16 protein-coding genes and 3 tRNA genes are annotated in these 13,942 nt (G+C 73.9%); 10 read left to right on the forward strand and 9 right to left on the reverse strand.

The window, feature by feature from the left end:
• Positions 1-712 (reverse strand): MFS transporter (locus EBM89_RS16855; RefSeq protein ID WP_147463596.1); only part of this gene is annotated, 712 nt, incomplete at its 3' end.
• A gap of 323 nt (positions 713-1,035) precedes the next feature.
• Here EBM89_RS16855 and EBM89_RS16860 point away from each other — a divergent pair.
• Positions 1,036-2,073, forward strand: coding sequence for a LacI family DNA-binding transcriptional regulator (locus EBM89_RS16860; RefSeq protein ID WP_233571809.1), 1,038 nt, complete (start codon positions 1,036-1,038; stop codon positions 2,071-2,073).
• A gap of 91 nt (positions 2,074-2,164) precedes the next feature.
• Here the strand turns inward: EBM89_RS16860 and EBM89_RS16865 are convergent, their stop codons facing one another.
• From EBM89_RS16865 to EBM89_RS16890, 6 genes are all read right to left on the reverse strand, one after another.
• Positions 2,165-2,590: a MaoC family dehydratase gene (locus tag EBM89_RS16865; RefSeq protein WP_122150809.1), complete on the reverse strand. Its 426-nt coding sequence runs from the start codon at positions 2,588-2,590 to the stop codon at positions 2,165-2,167.
• Positions 2,590-3,039, reverse strand: a complete 450-nt coding sequence (locus EBM89_RS16870; RefSeq protein WP_122150810.1) for an FAS1-like dehydratase domain-containing protein — start codon at positions 3,037-3,039, stop codon at positions 2,590-2,592. Before EBM89_RS16870 ends, EBM89_RS16865 begins: the two co-directional genes overlap by 1 nt.
• A 15-nt stretch (positions 3,040-3,054) precedes the next feature.
• On the reverse strand, positions 3,055-3,225 hold the full coding sequence (gene rpmG / locus EBM89_RS16875) for a 50S ribosomal protein L33 (protein ID WP_147463597.1): 171 nt from the start codon (positions 3,223-3,225) through the stop codon (positions 3,055-3,057).
• Between the two features lie 77 nt (positions 3,226-3,302).
• A tRNA-Met gene (locus EBM89_RS16880) sits at positions 3,303-3,376 on the reverse strand.
• A 51-nt stretch (positions 3,377-3,427) separates the two neighbouring features.
• Positions 3,428-3,499 (reverse strand) — tRNA-Thr (locus EBM89_RS16885).
• 143 nt (positions 3,500-3,642) lie between these two features.
• A tRNA-Tyr gene (locus EBM89_RS16890) sits at positions 3,643-3,724 on the reverse strand.
• 131 nt (positions 3,725-3,855) lie between these two features.
• Between EBM89_RS16890 and EBM89_RS16895 the strand changes: the two genes are divergently transcribed.
• From EBM89_RS16895 to EBM89_RS16915, 5 genes are all read left to right on the forward strand, one after another.
• Positions 3,856-4,356 carry a YajQ family cyclic di-GMP-binding protein gene (locus EBM89_RS16895; protein WP_122150812.1) on the forward strand — a complete coding sequence of 167 codons (501 nt, stop codon included), beginning with the start codon at positions 3,856-3,858 and terminating at the stop codon, positions 4,354-4,356.
• Between the two features lie 112 nt (positions 4,357-4,468).
• Positions 4,469-4,936 (forward strand): WXG100 family type VII secretion target, encoded by a 468-nt coding sequence (locus EBM89_RS16900; protein ID WP_147463598.1) that lies wholly within the window; start codon positions 4,469-4,471, stop codon positions 4,934-4,936.
• Positions 4,936-5,781 (forward strand): hypothetical protein, encoded by an 846-nt coding sequence (locus EBM89_RS16905; protein WP_147463599.1) that lies wholly within the window; start codon positions 4,936-4,938, stop codon positions 5,779-5,781. The genes EBM89_RS16900 and EBM89_RS16905 overlap by 1 nt, the downstream gene beginning before the upstream one ends.
• A complete protein-coding gene (locus EBM89_RS16910) occupies positions 5,778-7,259 on the forward strand; it encodes an alpha/beta hydrolase family protein (RefSeq protein ID WP_122150815.1) in 1,482 nt (493 codons plus the stop codon). Before EBM89_RS16905 ends, EBM89_RS16910 begins: the two co-directional genes overlap by 4 nt.
• A complete protein-coding gene (locus EBM89_RS16915; protein ID WP_147463600.1) occupies positions 7,238-7,747 on the forward strand; it encodes a hypothetical protein in 510 nt (169 codons plus the stop codon). Before EBM89_RS16910 ends, EBM89_RS16915 begins: the two co-directional genes overlap by 22 nt.
• A 12-nt stretch (positions 7,748-7,759) precedes the next feature.
• Here EBM89_RS16915 and htpX read toward each other — a convergent pair whose 3' ends face one another.
• Positions 7,760-8,635: a zinc metalloprotease HtpX gene (gene htpX / locus EBM89_RS16920; protein WP_122150817.1), complete on the reverse strand. Its 876-nt coding sequence runs from the start codon at positions 8,633-8,635 to the stop codon at positions 7,760-7,762.
• Positions 8,636-8,775: 140 nt separating this feature from the next.
• On the opposite strand from htpX, the gene EBM89_RS16925 reads away from it, so the two are divergent.
• The 3 genes from EBM89_RS16925 to EBM89_RS16935 are packed head-to-tail and all read left to right on the forward strand — an operon-like array spanning position 8,776 to position 11,266.
• Positions 8,776-9,621, forward strand: coding sequence for an ABC transporter substrate-binding protein (locus EBM89_RS16925; protein ID WP_122150818.1), 846 nt, complete (start codon positions 8,776-8,778; stop codon positions 9,619-9,621).
• Between the two features lie 11 nt (positions 9,622-9,632).
• A complete protein-coding gene (locus tag EBM89_RS16930; RefSeq protein WP_122150819.1) occupies positions 9,633-10,532 on the forward strand; it encodes an amino acid ABC transporter permease in 900 nt (299 codons plus the stop codon).
• Entirely contained in the window at positions 10,529-11,266 is a 738-nt protein-coding gene (locus tag EBM89_RS16935) for an amino acid ABC transporter ATP-binding protein (protein ID WP_122150820.1), read from the forward strand. The genes EBM89_RS16930 and EBM89_RS16935 overlap by 4 nt, the downstream gene beginning before the upstream one ends.
• A 6-nt stretch (positions 11,267-11,272) precedes the next feature.
• Here the strand turns inward: EBM89_RS16935 and EBM89_RS16940 are convergent, their stop codons facing one another.
• Positions 11,273-12,658: an FAD-dependent oxidoreductase gene (locus EBM89_RS16940; RefSeq protein ID WP_122150821.1), complete on the reverse strand. Its 1,386-nt coding sequence runs from the start codon at positions 12,656-12,658 to the stop codon at positions 11,273-11,275.
• A 206-nt stretch (positions 12,659-12,864) separates the two neighbouring features.
• On the opposite strand from EBM89_RS16940, the gene rarD reads away from it, so the two are divergent.
• Positions 12,865-13,887, forward strand: a complete 1,023-nt coding sequence (gene rarD / locus EBM89_RS16945; protein ID WP_122150822.1) for an EamA family transporter RarD — start codon at positions 12,865-12,867, stop codon at positions 13,885-13,887.
• The last annotated feature ends 55 nt before the right edge of the window (positions 13,888-13,942 follow it).

Genomic DNA, 13,942 nt, shown 5'->3' on the forward strand with positions numbered 1-13,942 from the left:
GGCCGGCGATCCCGGCCTCGCGGGGCGGCAGCCCGGCGGCCCGCGCCTCCCGGGCCGCCAGGGCGGCGGCGCGGTCGGGCGGCAGCGACTCGATGACGGCGCCCGGGACGGACAGCAGGCGCCACACCGTGCCGACCACGGCGGTCGCCGTGAACTGCGCCAGCAGGGGCACGCCCGCCATCGCGCACAGCGCGCCGATGCCGGAGCCGAGCACCGAGCCGATGGAGAACGCCGCGTGGAACTGCGGGAGGACCGTGCGGCCCATCCGGCGCTCGACGGCGGCGGTCTCGACGTTCAGCGGGACGTTGCCGATCGCGAAGCCCACGCCGGACAGGAAGATGCCGACGGTCAGCACAGGCACGGAGCCGATGGTCGGGCCGACGCCGATCAGCACGTACGCGGCGGCGAACGCCACCATCGACACGTAGAGCACGACGCGGCCGCCGTACCGGTTCACCAGGGCGCCCGCCACGGACACCGTCGCGAGCGAGCCGACCGAGCCGGCGATGAGCAGGCCGCCGAGCTCGGCGGTCCCCAGGTCCAGGGCGTCGCGCACCGCGGGCAGCCGCGCCAGCCAGCCGGACAGCATGAGACCGCTGAGCGCGAACAGCCCCATGAGCAGCCACCGCGCCCGCTGCACGGCCGGGTCCACCGGCAGGTGCGGGGTCGCCCCGCGTCCGGGGCGGCCGGACGGGCGGCGCGCGCCGGTCACGGGACCCTCCGGTCGGGGCCGGCGGTTGGCCGGGCGGAGGGGGGCGCGCCCGGTGCGGGAACGCGGCTGGCTCACGGCAGCTCCAAGTCAGGAAGGCATCGTCGGGGGAAGGGTCAAGCGGTGGTGACGAGCTCGTCACGGGCCCTTATCGAATCGATTCGAGGCCGTCGCGGACGGGCGCGGTCGAAACGATTCGGGGAGGCGATCCAGTGTGCGGGTACGCTGACGGCGGCGTCAACCGGCTTCTCGGGACCGGCCGCGCCTTCACCCCCCAGCCCGAGTCCGGAGGCGTGCCGGTGTCCCACCGCCCGACCCTGGCCGACGTGGCCTCCGCCGCAGGGGTCTCGGTGTCCACCGCGTCGCTCGCGTTCTCCGGCGCCGGACCCATCGCCGACGCCACCAAGCAGCGCGTGCTCGACGCCGCCGCCTCGCTGGGCTACTCCGGCCCCAACCCGCTCGGTCGCCAGCTCCGCTCGGGGAAGTCCGGCATCGTCGGCGTCGTCGTCGGCGACGCGCTGCGCCGGGCGTTCCGCGAGCCCGTCGCCGTGCAGCTCCTCGACGGGCTCGTGGACACCATCACCCCGCTCGGCCTCGGCGTCCTGCTCATCCCCGGACCCACCAGCCCCGAGCAGCCCGCCGTCGACCCGCTGGTCGAGTCCGCCGCGATGGACATCGCCGTCATGCTCTGGGGCGGCACCCTGGACGACCCCACCCTCGAGGCCCTCGCCCGACGCGGCATCCCCGTCGTCGTGGTCGAGGGGCACGACCTCACCGACGTCGTCACCGTCGGCATCGACGACCGCGGCGGCATGGCCGACCTCGCCGCCCACCTGCGCGACCTCGGCCACGAGCGCGTCGCCACCGTCACGCTCCCCTTCGGCCCGGACCGGCGCGGCGGCCTCGCCGACACCGCCCGGCTGCAGGACATCGCGTGGAGCATCCCCCGACGCCGGCTCGACGGCCTCGTCGACGCGGGCGTGCAGCCCGTCGCGGTCTACGAGACCCCCGCCTCCCTGGTCGAGCACGGCGCCGCCGCCGCGCGCGCCCTGCTCGCCGGCCCGGTCGGGTCGCGACCGACCGCCGTCGTCGCGCAGTCCGACCTGCTCGCGTCCGGCGTCGTGCTCGGCGCCCGCGAGCTCGGGCTGCGCGTCCCCGAGGACGTGTCGGTCGCCGGGTTCGACGGCCTCGACCTGCCGTGGCTGGCCCCCGACGTGCTCACCACGGTCGTGCAGCCCATCGCCGACAAGGGCGCCGCCGTGGGTCTCGCGGTCGGTCGGATCCTCGCGGGCGAGACCCCCGAGGACGAGGTGCTCCCGGTCGCGCTCCGCACCGGCACCACCACGGGCCCCGCCCCCCGCTGACGCCCCCGGGCGGGCCGACACGTTCGGCGACCCGCTCCCGGACAGGCGGCGGTGCCCGGTGGGCAGGGGCGCCCGGACCGGACCGCAGGGGTCAGGAGAGACGGACGAGGGCCTGGCACTTGGCCAGGACGCGGCTGCCCGCCGCGGTCACCGTCAGGTCGATGCGGGCGGTGCCGGACTCGGGGTCCAGGGCACCGACGGCCGCGACGACCTCGACGGCGGCGGCGCCCGGGTCGGGCACCGGGACGGGGCGGCTGAACCGCGTCTGGTAGTCGAGCACCGCGCCGGGGTCGCCCAGCCAGTCCACGACGACCTGGACGGCCGCACCCATGGTCCACATGCCGTGCGCGATGACGCCGGGCAGGCCGACCTCGGTCGCGAACCGCTCGTTCCAGTGGATCGGGTTGAAGTCCCCGGAGGCGCCGGCGTAGCGCACGAGGCGCGACCGGTCGACCGCGACCTCGCGGCGGGCGACCTCCTGGCCGACCGCCAGGTCGGCGAGCGCGGGCAGGGCCATCAGGCGTCCTCTCCCCGCACGGCGAGGGTGGACGTCACGGTGGCGACGGGCTCACCGTCCTCGGCGGAGATCACGGCGCGCGTCGTCACCATCGACAGACCGGCGCGCTCGGTGACCGCGTCCACGTGCAGCACGGTGACCAGGCGGTCACCGGCGTGCACCGGGCGGTGGTGGATGAACCGCTCGTCGGCGTGCACGACCCGCGTGAAGTCGATCCGGGCGTCCGGGTCGTTGATCAGCTGGGCCTCGGCGCGCTGCGCCACGACGACGGCGAACGTCGGCGGCGCGATCACGTCGGGGTACCCGAGTGCTCGCGCCGCGTCGACGTCCGTGTGGGCCGGGTGCGTCGCCCCGACCGCCTCCGCGAACTCGCGGATCTTCTCGCGGCCGACCTCGTACGCCTCGTTCGGCGGGTACGCGCGTCCGGCGTACTCAGGGTTGACGGCCACGGTGGGTGCGCTGGGTCAGCGGGTCTCGCGGTGGACCGTGTGCTTGCCGTCGCGCGGGCAGAACTTCTTCATCTCGAGACGGTCGGGGTCGTTCCGACGGTTCTTCTTCGTGATGTAGTTCCGCTCCTTGCACTCCGTGCACGCGAGCGTGATCTTCGGACGGACGTCCGAGCTCTTGCTGGCCATGGTCTTGCCACCCTTCGCGCCGAGACAGCGCTTGCGATCGTCGACGCCGCGCACACGCGCGACTGGTTCAGTCCTTGTAGCGGGGGCGGGGCTCGAACCCGCGACCTCACGATTATGAGTCGTGCGCTCTCGCCAACTGAGCTACCCCGCCTCGGATGCACCACGGGCCAGGACGGCGGTCCTGACCTGCGGCACACCACAGAGCCCCGAACGGGATTCGAACCCGTGACCTCTTCCTTACCAAGGAAGTGCTCTACCACTGAGCTATCGGGGCAGCGCGGACTAGGCTACACGGTCCGACGTGTGGTGCGAAATCGGCCTCCGACCAGCCCGCGGCGCCCCGCACCAGTGTGCCGCACGACCCCGGGACGGCGACAGGGCGCCCTCCCGGAGGAGGACGCCCTGTCGTACATCGCGTGGCGGGTGAGGGATTCGAACCCCCGTAGGCGATGCCAGCTGATTTACAGTCAGCCCCCTTTGGCCACTCGGGTAACCCGCCGGGGATGCGCGTGCGGTGACTGCGTCTCCGACGTGCGGATGGAAGGATAGCAAGGGTTCGGGCCCAGACCGAAACCGGCCCCCGGGTCCCGCGTCAGAGCAGTCCCCGCACCACACCGCAGGAGGAGAGTCATGGCGAGCGAGTCGTCGTTCGACGTCGTCAGCAAGGTCGACCGCCAGGAGGTCGACAACGCGCTGAACCAGGCCGTCAAGGAGATCGCCCAGCGGTACGACTTCAAGAACGTCGGGGCGTCCATCGCGTGGAGCGGCGAGAAGATCGTCATGGTCGCGAACTCCGAGGAGCGCGTCCGCGCCGTCCTCGACGTGTTCCAGACCAAGCTCATCAAGCGGAACATCTCGCTGAAGGCCCTGGACACCGGCGACGGCGACCCCAAGGCGTCCGGCAAGGAGTACCGCCTCGAGGGCACCCTCAAGGAGGGCCTGTCCTCCGAGAACGCCAAGAAGGTCACCAAGCTCGTCCGCGACGAGGGCCCCAAGGGCGTCAAGACCCAGATCCAGGGCGACGAGGTCCGCGTCACCGCCAAGAGCCGTGACGACCTGCAGGCCGTCATCGCGCTGCTCAAGGGCGCCGACGACATCGACGCCGCGCTGCAGTTCATCAACTACCGCTGAGCCGCGCGCCCGAGGGGCCGGTCACCCGCGTGGGTGGTCGGCCCCTCGGTCGTCCACAGGACGGGTGGTCGGGGTTGCCGCAGGCCCCTGACCTCTTCCTAGACTCCAGGCCATGGCAGCAGGGGGAGATCCGGAGGCGATCCGGGCGCACGCGCGCCGGTTGCGCTCCATGGCGGAGGACGTCGGGCGCACCGGCGACCGCGTGCGCTCCGGCGCCGGCATCGAGTGGGTCGGCGTCGCCGCCGACCGGTACCGCGAGCGCCTCGCCGAGCACGGGCAGCGCGTGGCGTCGGCGCGGGACGAGGTGCTCGGCACCGCGACCGCGCTGGAGCACCTCGCCGACGAGCTCGAGGCACGGCAGGCCGCGATCAAGCGGGCGATGCAGTTCGTGGAGGACCGCATCGACGACGCCCGCCGCACCGTCAACCGGCTCGGTGACGTCGCCGAGGACGTCCTCACCGGCGCCGAGAAGGCCGCGCGCGACGCCGCCCGTGGCGTGCTGGGCACCGTCGCCGGCGGCCTGCCCGCCCCGGGCGCGCCGGACTGGTCGGCGCTCGCCGACCGGATCGGGTGGCGCTGATGCCGCGCACCCTCGAACCCCTCGACGGCGCCCTGCGCGCCCGCCTCGACGAGCGCGAGTGGGCGGCCGCGAGCGCGGGCGTGCCCGGCCTGCCCGGCTGGGCCGCGGTCCTGCCCGTCGACCGGGACGGCTCCCCCGTGACGCCGCCTGCCGAGCCGGACCCGGATGCGACGCCCGCACGGGGCGTCCCCGTGGTCCAGGACGGCGACCCGGAGGTCGACCCCGTCCTGCGCGCGGCCGTCGAGGGCGCCGGTGCGGCGCTCGTGACCGTCGAGGTCGCCGCCGCCGCGGACGAGCGCGCGCTGCTCGCCGTGCTGTGGTCCGACCCCCGGGCAGGGTCGGGTCTCGCCCGGGGCGTGGACGTCGTCCCCGGTGCGGGCCTGCGCGGCACCACCCCGCGCCCCGGGGTCGAGGTCAGCGCGTTCCCCGTGGAACATCTCGTCGACGAGGTGCTGCGCCACGTGCCCGACGCACCGGTCCGCGTCGCCGCCGCCCCGGCGTCGGTCCCCGAGGAGCTCACCGTCGCCCTCGCCCAGGCCATCCGCACCGGTGACGCCACGGTCCTCGACGCCCTGTCCGCCGAGATCGGCGGGGACGGCCCGCCCGCCGTGGTCGACGCCGCCGTGCGGACCATGAGCGGCAGCCTGGTGATCTCCGTCGGCAGCAGGGGCCGCGACGACGTGTCGACGCTCAGCCTGCTGCGCTGCGACGCCGGGTGGGTCGAGCTCACCCGCACCGCCGACGCCCACGTCGTGCACACCCCTCGCAGCCGCGAGGACATCCGCACGGCACTGCTGTACGACCTGACCGGCCGGTTCACGGCCGCCGCCGAGGGGGACGCGTGAGCGGGGACATCGTCGTCAGCGGCGGCGCCGGAGGGGTGGGCGCCCGCCTGCAGGACCTGCGGTCCCAGGCCGGGCTGCTCGACGACGCGGGCGACGACGTCCGCGCGTGGAGCGGGTCCGTCGCCGCCGTCGCCGTGCACCAGGACGTCACCGTCGCGACGCTGCTGTGCCCGGTCGAGGTCGCCCAGGTCGCCGGAGCGGTCGCGGGCGCCACGATCGGCGTGAACGGGCTGCTGATCGTGTCCACCGGGCTCGAGGCGTCCGCGATCGTGCTGCGGGCCTCGGCCACCACCTACGAGTTCGTGGACGCGACGCAGCAGCAGGTCATGGAGGCGCTGCAGCACGCCGCGGGCTTCGCGCTCGGGGCGGCGCTGCCCGGGCTGGTGCTCGGCGGCGGCGTGCTGCTCGTCGGGGGCGGGCTCGTCGTGCTCGGCAACCCCGCGACCTGGCCCGCCCTGGCGCTGGCCGTGCAGAACGTGGACCTCGCGGCGCTCGGCGACGGCGCCATGGACGCGCTGTACGACAACCCGTGGCTGCTGGAGAGCCTGACCAAGGTGGCGCCCAGCCTCGTGCAGGGCACCACGTGGAGCCTCGGCAGCCTGCTCGGCGGGCCGCTCGGCGGGCTCGCGCTGCCCTACGTCCTGTCCGGCGGGAAGTGGCCGACCGCGTCCTACGAGGACGCCGTGGGCGGACTGGTGAACGCGGGCGGGATGTTCGGGATGTTCGGGGACACCGGGGAGATGGGGGTGTCGCTGGCGGAGACCCTCGGCCCCGATCGCGCCCCGACCTCCGTCGAGGAGATCTTCCAGCAGCAGAACATGCTCGGTGCCGACCAGGGCGAGGTGCAGATCGTGCAGGTGACCAACCCCGACGGCACCTCTTCCTACATCGTGCAGATCCCCGGGACGCAGGAGTGGGGGCCCCAGCGCGGGAGCAACCCCGTCGACCTCACGACCAACGTCCGGCTGATGGCGGGCGACTCGACGCTCATGCAGCAGCAGGTCGCCCAGGCGATGCGCGAGGCCGGGATCAGGCCGGGCGACCCGGTGATGCTCACCGGGCACAGCCAGGGCGGCATCACCGCCGCGGCGCTCGCCTCCGACCCGGCGTTCCGGGAGGAGTTCGCCGTGCGGAGCGTGGTCACCGGCGGCTCGCCGATCGCCCGGTTCGACATCCCCCCGGACGTGTCCGTGCTGTCGCTGGAGCACGACCAGGACGCCGTCCCCATGCTGGAGGGCCGCGAGAACCCCGACCGGGCGAACTGGGTGACCGTCGAGCGCGACCTCGGCACCGCCGCGAACGGCGTGCTGCCGGACGCGTCCGTCGGCGCCGCGCACGGCACCGACGTGTACGCCCAGACCGGTGCGATGGTGGACGCCTCCGACGACCCGTCCGTCCAGGCGTGGCGCGAGGGTGCGCAGCAGTTCTTCACCGGCGAGCCCGGCACCGTGACGCGATGGGACGTGAGCACCCGATGACGCACCGCCGCCTGCTGGCGCTGACCGCCTGCGCCTCCGTCGTCCTGCTCTCCGGCTGCGTGCGCGGGGTGGGCGAGGACGCCTCCGACACCGGGACCGAGGGCGCGGTGCCCGACGCCGTGCTGTTCGACCAGATCGCCGACCTGCCCGGCGTGGCCTCGACGGACGGCCTGGTGTTCCAGCACCCGTTCGGGTACTCCGCCGCCTACGCGGGCGACATCACCGTCGAGGACGGCGCGGACCCGCTCTGCGTGCTCGACGAGGCGCTGTCGATCCTGCACCAGGGCCGCGCGGACGTGGACCTGCTCGTCTCGGTCGTCACGCCGGAGATGACCTACGACCTGCTGTCCCTCGTCGGCCGTGACGGGTCCGCCGAGGAGCGCTACGGCCCCCAGCCGACCGAGCCGCGGGACAGCGCGACCGTCCGCCCGTGCACACCGCCCGACGCCGGGACCTCGGCGGCCGCCTCCGCGACGCCGACCCCCTGAGCCGCGACCCCCTCAGTACCGCTCGATCCCGCCCGTCCCCGCCATGCGCTCCAGCCGCGCGATGCGGTCGGCCATCGGCGGGTGCGTCGCGAACATCCGCCCGATCCCCGCGCCCTTGAACGGGTTGGCGATCATCAGGTGCGACACGTCCACGAGGTCGCGCTCCTGCGGCAGGGGCCGCGCGGCGGTGCCCTGCTCGAGCTTGCGGAGCGCGGACGCCAGTGCCAGCGGGTCGCCGGTGAGGGCGGCCCCGTCCTCGTCGGCGTCGTACTCGCGGGTGCGGCTGATGGCGAGCTGGATGAGCGTCGCCGCGACGGGGGCGAGGAACACCATGAGCAGCGCGGCGATGGGGTTGCCGCCGCGCTCGCGGTCGTTGCCGCCGCCGAAGAACATCGCGAACTGCGCGACGGACGTGATCACGCCCGCGACGGCGGCGGCGATGGACGAGGTGAGGATGTCGCGGTTGTAGACGTGCATGAGCTCGTGGCCGAGGACGCCGCGCAGCTCGCGCTCGTCGAGGATCTGCAGGATCCCCTCGGTGCAGCAGACGGCGGCGTTGCGGGGGTTGCGACCGGTCGCGAAGGCGTTGGGCGCGGCGGTCGGCGAGACGTACAGGCGCGGCATGGGCTGGCGCGCGGCGGTGGAGAGCTCGCGGACGATGCGGTACATCTCCGGCTGCTCGATCTCGGAGACAGGCCGCGCGTGCATGGCGCGGATCGCGATCTTGTCCGAGTTCCAGTACGAGTACGCCGTCATCGCGACGCCCAGCAGCGCGAACAGGTAGATGTACCGCCCGTTGCCGACGAAGGTGCCGATGCCGAGCAGCACGGCCCAGAGCACGCCGAACAGCAGCGCCGTCTTGAGGCCGTTGAAGTGCCGGTGTCCCATGTGCGTCCTTCCCGTCACGTGAGCCGGGGGCGAGCGTCGACTCGTCCCGCTGGGAGGACAACGCCGCAGCGTGCGCCCGGGTTCCCCTACCCTGTGCTCTTGCGCGAGAACGCGCACCTGACCCATCCGAGGAGACCGTCGTGCGCACTGCCCGATTCCTTGCCCTGGCCGCTGCGAGCGCGCTGGCGCTCGCGGCCTGTGCTCCCGTCGACGAGGGGTCCGACGACGCGTCGAGCGCCGCGTCCGACGGTGCCCTCGCGACGCTCACCGAGGGCGTCCTGACGATCGGCACGTCCGACCCCGCCTACGAGCCGTGGGTGGTCGGCAACGACCCGGCGAGCGGTGAGGGCTTCGAGGCTGCCGTGGCGTATGCGGTGGCGGCGGAGCTCGGGTTCGACGCGGACCAGGTCGAGTGGGTGCCGGTGACGTTCGACCAGATCATCGCGCCGGGAGCGAAGTCGTTCGACTTCGCGATCAACCAGGTGTCGATCAGCCCGGAGCGCGCGGAGAACCTCGACTTCTCGTCCTCGTACTACGACACCGCGCAGGCTGTGGTGACGCTGGAGGGCACCGCGGCGGACGGCGCGGCGACGCTCGCGGACCTGCAGGGCCTGAGGCTCGGCGCGATGGTGGGGACGACGAGCCTGCAGGTCGCGCAGGACTCGATCGACCCGACGTCGGACATCCAGGTGTTCAACGACAACGACCAGGTGAAGCAGGCGCTCAGCGCGGGCCTGGTGGACGCGATCGTCGTGGACCTGCCGACGGCGCTGTACATCACCGCGGCGGAGCTGGACGGCGGCAAGCTCGTCGGTCAGCTCCCGGCCGGTGACGACCCGGACCAGCTCGGCCTGGTGCTCGACAAGGGCTCGGCGCTGACCGGTGCGGTCACGGACGCGGTGGACGCGCTGCGGGAGGACGGCACGCTCGCCGACCTCGAGGCCGAGTGGCTGACGGACACCGCCGGCGCCCCCGTCCTGAAGTAGTGCCTGACGACATGAGCGCCGACGGCACCCGTCCCGCCCCCGCGGCGGGGTGGGTGCCGTCGGCGCGTCAGCGCGAGCGCGACGCCTACCGGCACGGGCAGACCCGCCGGTCGACGCTGGTGGCCCTGGTCAGCACGGTGCTGGTCGTGGGCGTGGCGGTGCTCGCGCTGGTGAGCTCGCCGGGCTGGCCGCGGGTGCGCAAGTCGTTCCTCGACCCCGAGGTCGCGTGGGCGTCGCTGCCGAAGGTGCTCGAGGGCCTGTGGCTGAACGTCCGGGTCATGGCGGTGTGCGCGGTGGTGATCGTGGTGCTGGCGATGCTGCTGGCGCTGGCGCGGACCCTGCGCGGTCCGGCGTTCTTCCCGCTGCGGGCGCTCGCCACCGGGTACGTGGACGTGTTCCGCGGGCTGCCGCTGATCCTGGTGCTGCTGCTCGTGGGCTTCGGGCTGCCGGGGCTGCGGCTGCAGGGCATCCCGACGTCGGCGGTCGTGCTCGGCGGGCTGGCCCTGGTGCTGACGTACTCCGCATACGTCGCGGAGGTGTTCCGCGCGGGCATCGAGTCGGTGCACCCGTCGCAGATCGCGTCCGCCCGGTCGCTGGGCCTGACCCGCGGGCAGACGCTGCGGCACGTGGTGCTGCCGCAGGCGGTGCGCCGGGTGGTCCCGCCGCTGCTGAACGACCTGGTGTCGCTGTCCAAGGACTCCGGGCTGATCTCGATCCTCGGCGCTGTCGACGCGGTGCGCGCCGCCCAGATCCAGACGGCGACCTACGCGAACTTCACGCCGTACGTCGTCGCGGGGGTGCTGTTCGTGCTGCTGACCATCCCGCTGACCCGGTTCACCGACGCGCTCGCGAAGCGCGGCGGCTGGCTGGGCTCCCAGAGCGGCCTCGCCGGGGCGGGAGCCATGCGATGAGCACGCCGCTGCTGCGCGTCGACCGGGTCCGCAAGGCGTTCGGCGACCACGTCGTCCTCGACGACCTGTCCCTCGACGTGGCCGAGCACCAGGTCGTCGTCCTCATCGGCGCGTCGGGGTCGGGCAAGTCCACGCTGCTGCGCTGCGTGAACCTCCTGGAGGAGGTGGACGACGGCGTGATCGAGGTCGCCGGTCAGGAGGTCACCGATCCCCGCGTCGACGCCAACGCCGTGCGAGCCCGGATCGGCATGGTCTTCCAGGCCTACAACCTGTTCCCCCACCTGCGCGTCCTCGACAACGTGACCCTCGCCCCACGCCTGGTCCACAAGGTCGGGCGCGCCGAGGCGCGCGAGCGCGCCGCGGCGATGCTCGACCGCGTGGGCCTGGGCGCGAAGGCGCACGCCTTCCCCGACGAGCTGTCCGGCGGGCAGCAGCAGCGCGTCGCCATCGCACGCGCCCTGGTCACGCAGCCCGCGCTGATGCTGCTGGACGAGGTCACCAGCGCCCTCGACCCGGAGCTGGTCGGCGAGGTGCTGGACCTGCTCGGCGAGCTCAAGGACGAGGGCACGACGATGGTCCTGGCGACGCACGAGATGTCGTTCGCCCGGCACGTCGCCGACGAGGTGTGCTTCCTGCACCAGGGCCGCATCCTCGAGCGCGGCCCGGCGGCGCAGGTGCTCGAGTCCCCTCAGGAGCCGAGGACCCAGGAGTTCCTGCGCCGCTTCACGGGCTGACGCCGGTCAGGACTCGTCGGCCGCCTCGGCCAGCGCGATCCGGACCATGTCCTCGCGCGGGACGACCTTGACGCGGTCGCGGCCGTGCGGCTCGCCGAGGGCGCGCTCGTACGCGTCCAGCAGCTCCCAGCCGGCCCACTGGATCGGGCGGGCGCCCTTCTCGACGAGGAACGACAGCACCGACTCCGGGTCCGGCTCCGTGGCCGTCCGGAACGCGTCGGCGTCCGCGGCGTCCTCGACCAGGTGCCGGATCGTCTCGCTCGCGTCGGACTTGGTGTGCCCGATGAGGCCGACCGGCCCGCGCTTGATCCAGCCCGTCGTGTACACGCCCGGGACGTGCTGCCCGTCGACGTCGAGGACGCGACCCTCGCTGTTGCTGATCACGCCCCCGCGCTCGTCGAACGGCACGTCCACCAGCGGCGACCCGAAGTAGCCCACCGCGCGGTACACCGCGCCGACCGGCCAGTCGTGGGTCTGCCCGGTGCCCGCGACGCTGCCGTCGCCGGTGAGGACGGTGCGCTCGGTGCGCAGGCCGACGACCTTGCCGTCCTCCCCCAGCACCTCGACCGGCTTGTGCAGGAAGTGCAGGTGGATTCGGCGGCTCGCCGTCAGGTCCTCCGGCTCCTTCAGCGTCCAGTCGGTGAGGGTCTTCACGACCTGCTTCGTCTGGTTGGACGAGTGGATCGCCGCCATCGAGCCCTCGTCGAACTCGAAGTCCTCCGGGTACACGACCACGTCCACGTCCGGGACGTGCCCGAGCTCGCGCAGCTCCAGCGACGAGAACTTCGCCTGCGCCGGGCCGCGGCGGGCGAACACGTGCACGTCCGTGACGGCGTTCGCGGCTAGGCCCTCGTGCACGTTCGCCGGGACCTCGGTCGGCAGCATGTCGTCCGCGTGCTTCGCGAGCACCCGGGCGACGTCCAGCGCCACGTTGCCCGCGCCCAGCACCGCGACGTGCTGCGCCGTCAGCGGCCAGGTGCGCGGGACGTCCGGGTGGCCGTCGTACCAGGACACGAAGTCCGCGGCGCCGAACGAGCCCTCCAGGTCGATGCCCGGGATCGGCAGGTCGGCGTCCTTGATCGCGCCCGTCGCGAAGATCACCGCGTCGTAGTGCCGCCGCAGGTCCTCCAGCTTGAGGTCCACGCCGTAGTCGACGTTGCACAGCAGGCGGATGTCGCCGCGCTCCAGCACCTTGTGCAGGGCGACGATGATCTGCTTGATCCGCGGGTGGTCCGGCGCCACGCCGTACCGGACCAGCCCGAACGGCGCGGGCAGCCGCTCGATCAGGTCGATCGAGACGTCCAGGTCCGAGCGGGACAGGATGTCGGACGCGTAGATGCCGGCGGGTCCGGCACCGACGACGGCCACGCGGACAGGGCGGTTCGAGGTCACGCAGGTGCCTTCCGTTGTCGAGGTCCCGACGCGGCGCGGGCGTCCGGCGGCGTCGCGGGTGGGCGAGCACCACGGCCGGTCGCGCCCGGCGCGGGGCGGGTGCCCGACCAGTGTAGGACGACCTAACTCTGCCGTCCGGCGACGATCTCCCGCCACGACGGCGCCGCCCGTCGGGCGCCGCGCGCACCGGGGACTACCGTCGGCGCGTGACCCCCACGCCCCCGGCCGCCGACGGCGCGCCGACCGCCCCCTCCCCCGCGTCCCCGGCTCCCGCCGCGGGCGCACCCCTCGCGTCGGCGCCTGCGGCGGGTGCCACGTCGTCCCTGGATCCGCGGGGCCTGGCGACGGGTCTCGGTGCCTACCTGCTGTGGGGCGTCCTGCCCCTGTACTTCGAGCTGCTGAAGCCCTCGGGCGCGGTCGAGGTCGTCGCGCACCGCGTCCTGTGGTCGCTGCTGTTCTGCGCGGTCGTGCTCAGCGCCACCCGCACCTGGCGCGCCCTCGGCGTCGTGCTGCGCTCCCCCCGGACCATGGGGCTGATCGGCGCCGCCGCCGTCCTGCTCGCCGTGAACTGGCTGACCTTCGTGTTCGCCGCGCTGTCCGGGCACGTCGTCGACGCCGCCCTCGGGTACTTCATCAACCCGCTCGTCACCGTCGCGCTCGCCGTCCTCGTCCTGCGCGAGAAGCTGCGCCGCACGCAGTGGGTCGCGCTCGGCTTCGGCGTCGCCGCCGTGGTCGTCATCACCGTCGGCTACGGGCGGCTGCCGTGGGTCGCCCTCACGCTCGCCGGGTCGTTCGGCGTGTACGGGCTGCTGAAGAACCGCGTCGGCCGCAGCGTCGCCGCCGCCCCCGGCCTCGCCGCCGAGACGCTCGCCCTCGCACCCGCCGCCGCCGTCTACCTGCTGTGGCTCACCACCACCGGCGACGGGACCTTCGCCACCGAGGGCACCTGGCACGCCCTCGCCATCGCCGGGACCGGCATCGCCACCGCCCTGCCGCTGCTGCTGTTCGGCGAGTCCGCGCGGCGGCTCCCGCTCAGCGTCGTCGGGATGCTGCAGTACCTCGCGCCCGTGCTGCAGTTCGGCATCGGGGTGCTCGTGCTGCACGAGACGATGCCACCCGCCCGGTGGTGGGGGTTCGGGCTGGTGTGGGTGGCGCTCGTGCTGCTCACCGTGGACGGGGTGCGGACGCGGCGGGCGTCGGTGCGGCTCCGGGGCGCCGGGGGCGCCTGAGCCGGTGCCGGACGGCGTCAGCCGGCGGACGGCCGGGCGGACCGGCGGCGCCCCG

This window comes from Cellulomonas triticagri (assembly GCF_003696205.1).
Taxonomy (GTDB): Bacteria; Actinomycetota; Actinomycetes; order Actinomycetales; family Cellulomonadaceae; genus Cellulomonas; species Cellulomonas triticagri.

Excerpts from the sequence above, each read along its gene's own strand:
- EBM89_RS16865 (WP_122150809.1), bottom strand. The coding sequence starts at position 2,590 with ATGGCCCTGCCCGCGCTCGCCGACCTGGCGGTCGGCCAGGAGGTCGCC.
- rpmG (WP_147463597.1), bottom strand. The coding sequence starts at position 3,225 with ATGGCCAGCAAGAGCTCGGACGTCCGTCCGAAGATCACGCTCGCGTGC.
- EBM89_RS16895 (WP_122150812.1), top strand. The coding sequence starts at position 3,856 with ATGGCGAGCGAGTCGTCGTTCGACGTCGTCAGCAAGGTCGACCGCCAG.
- EBM89_RS16900 (WP_147463598.1), top strand. The coding sequence starts at position 4,469 with ATGGCAGCAGGGGGAGATCCGGAGGCGATCCGGGCGCACGCGCGCCGG.
- EBM89_RS16905 (WP_147463599.1), top strand. The coding sequence starts at position 4,936 with ATGCCGCGCACCCTCGAACCCCTCGACGGCGCCCTGCGCGCCCGCCTC.
- EBM89_RS16915 (WP_147463600.1), top strand. The coding sequence starts at position 7,238 with ATGGGACGTGAGCACCCGATGACGCACCGCCGCCTGCTGGCGCTGACC.
- htpX (WP_122150817.1), bottom strand. The coding sequence starts at position 8,635 with ATGGGACACCGGCACTTCAACGGCCTCAAGACGGCGCTGCTGTTCGGC.
- EBM89_RS16930 (WP_122150819.1), top strand. The coding sequence starts at position 9,633 with ATGAGCGCCGACGGCACCCGTCCCGCCCCCGCGGCGGGGTGGGTGCCG.
- EBM89_RS16935 (WP_122150820.1), top strand. The coding sequence starts at position 10,529 with ATGAGCACGCCGCTGCTGCGCGTCGACCGGGTCCGCAAGGCGTTCGGC.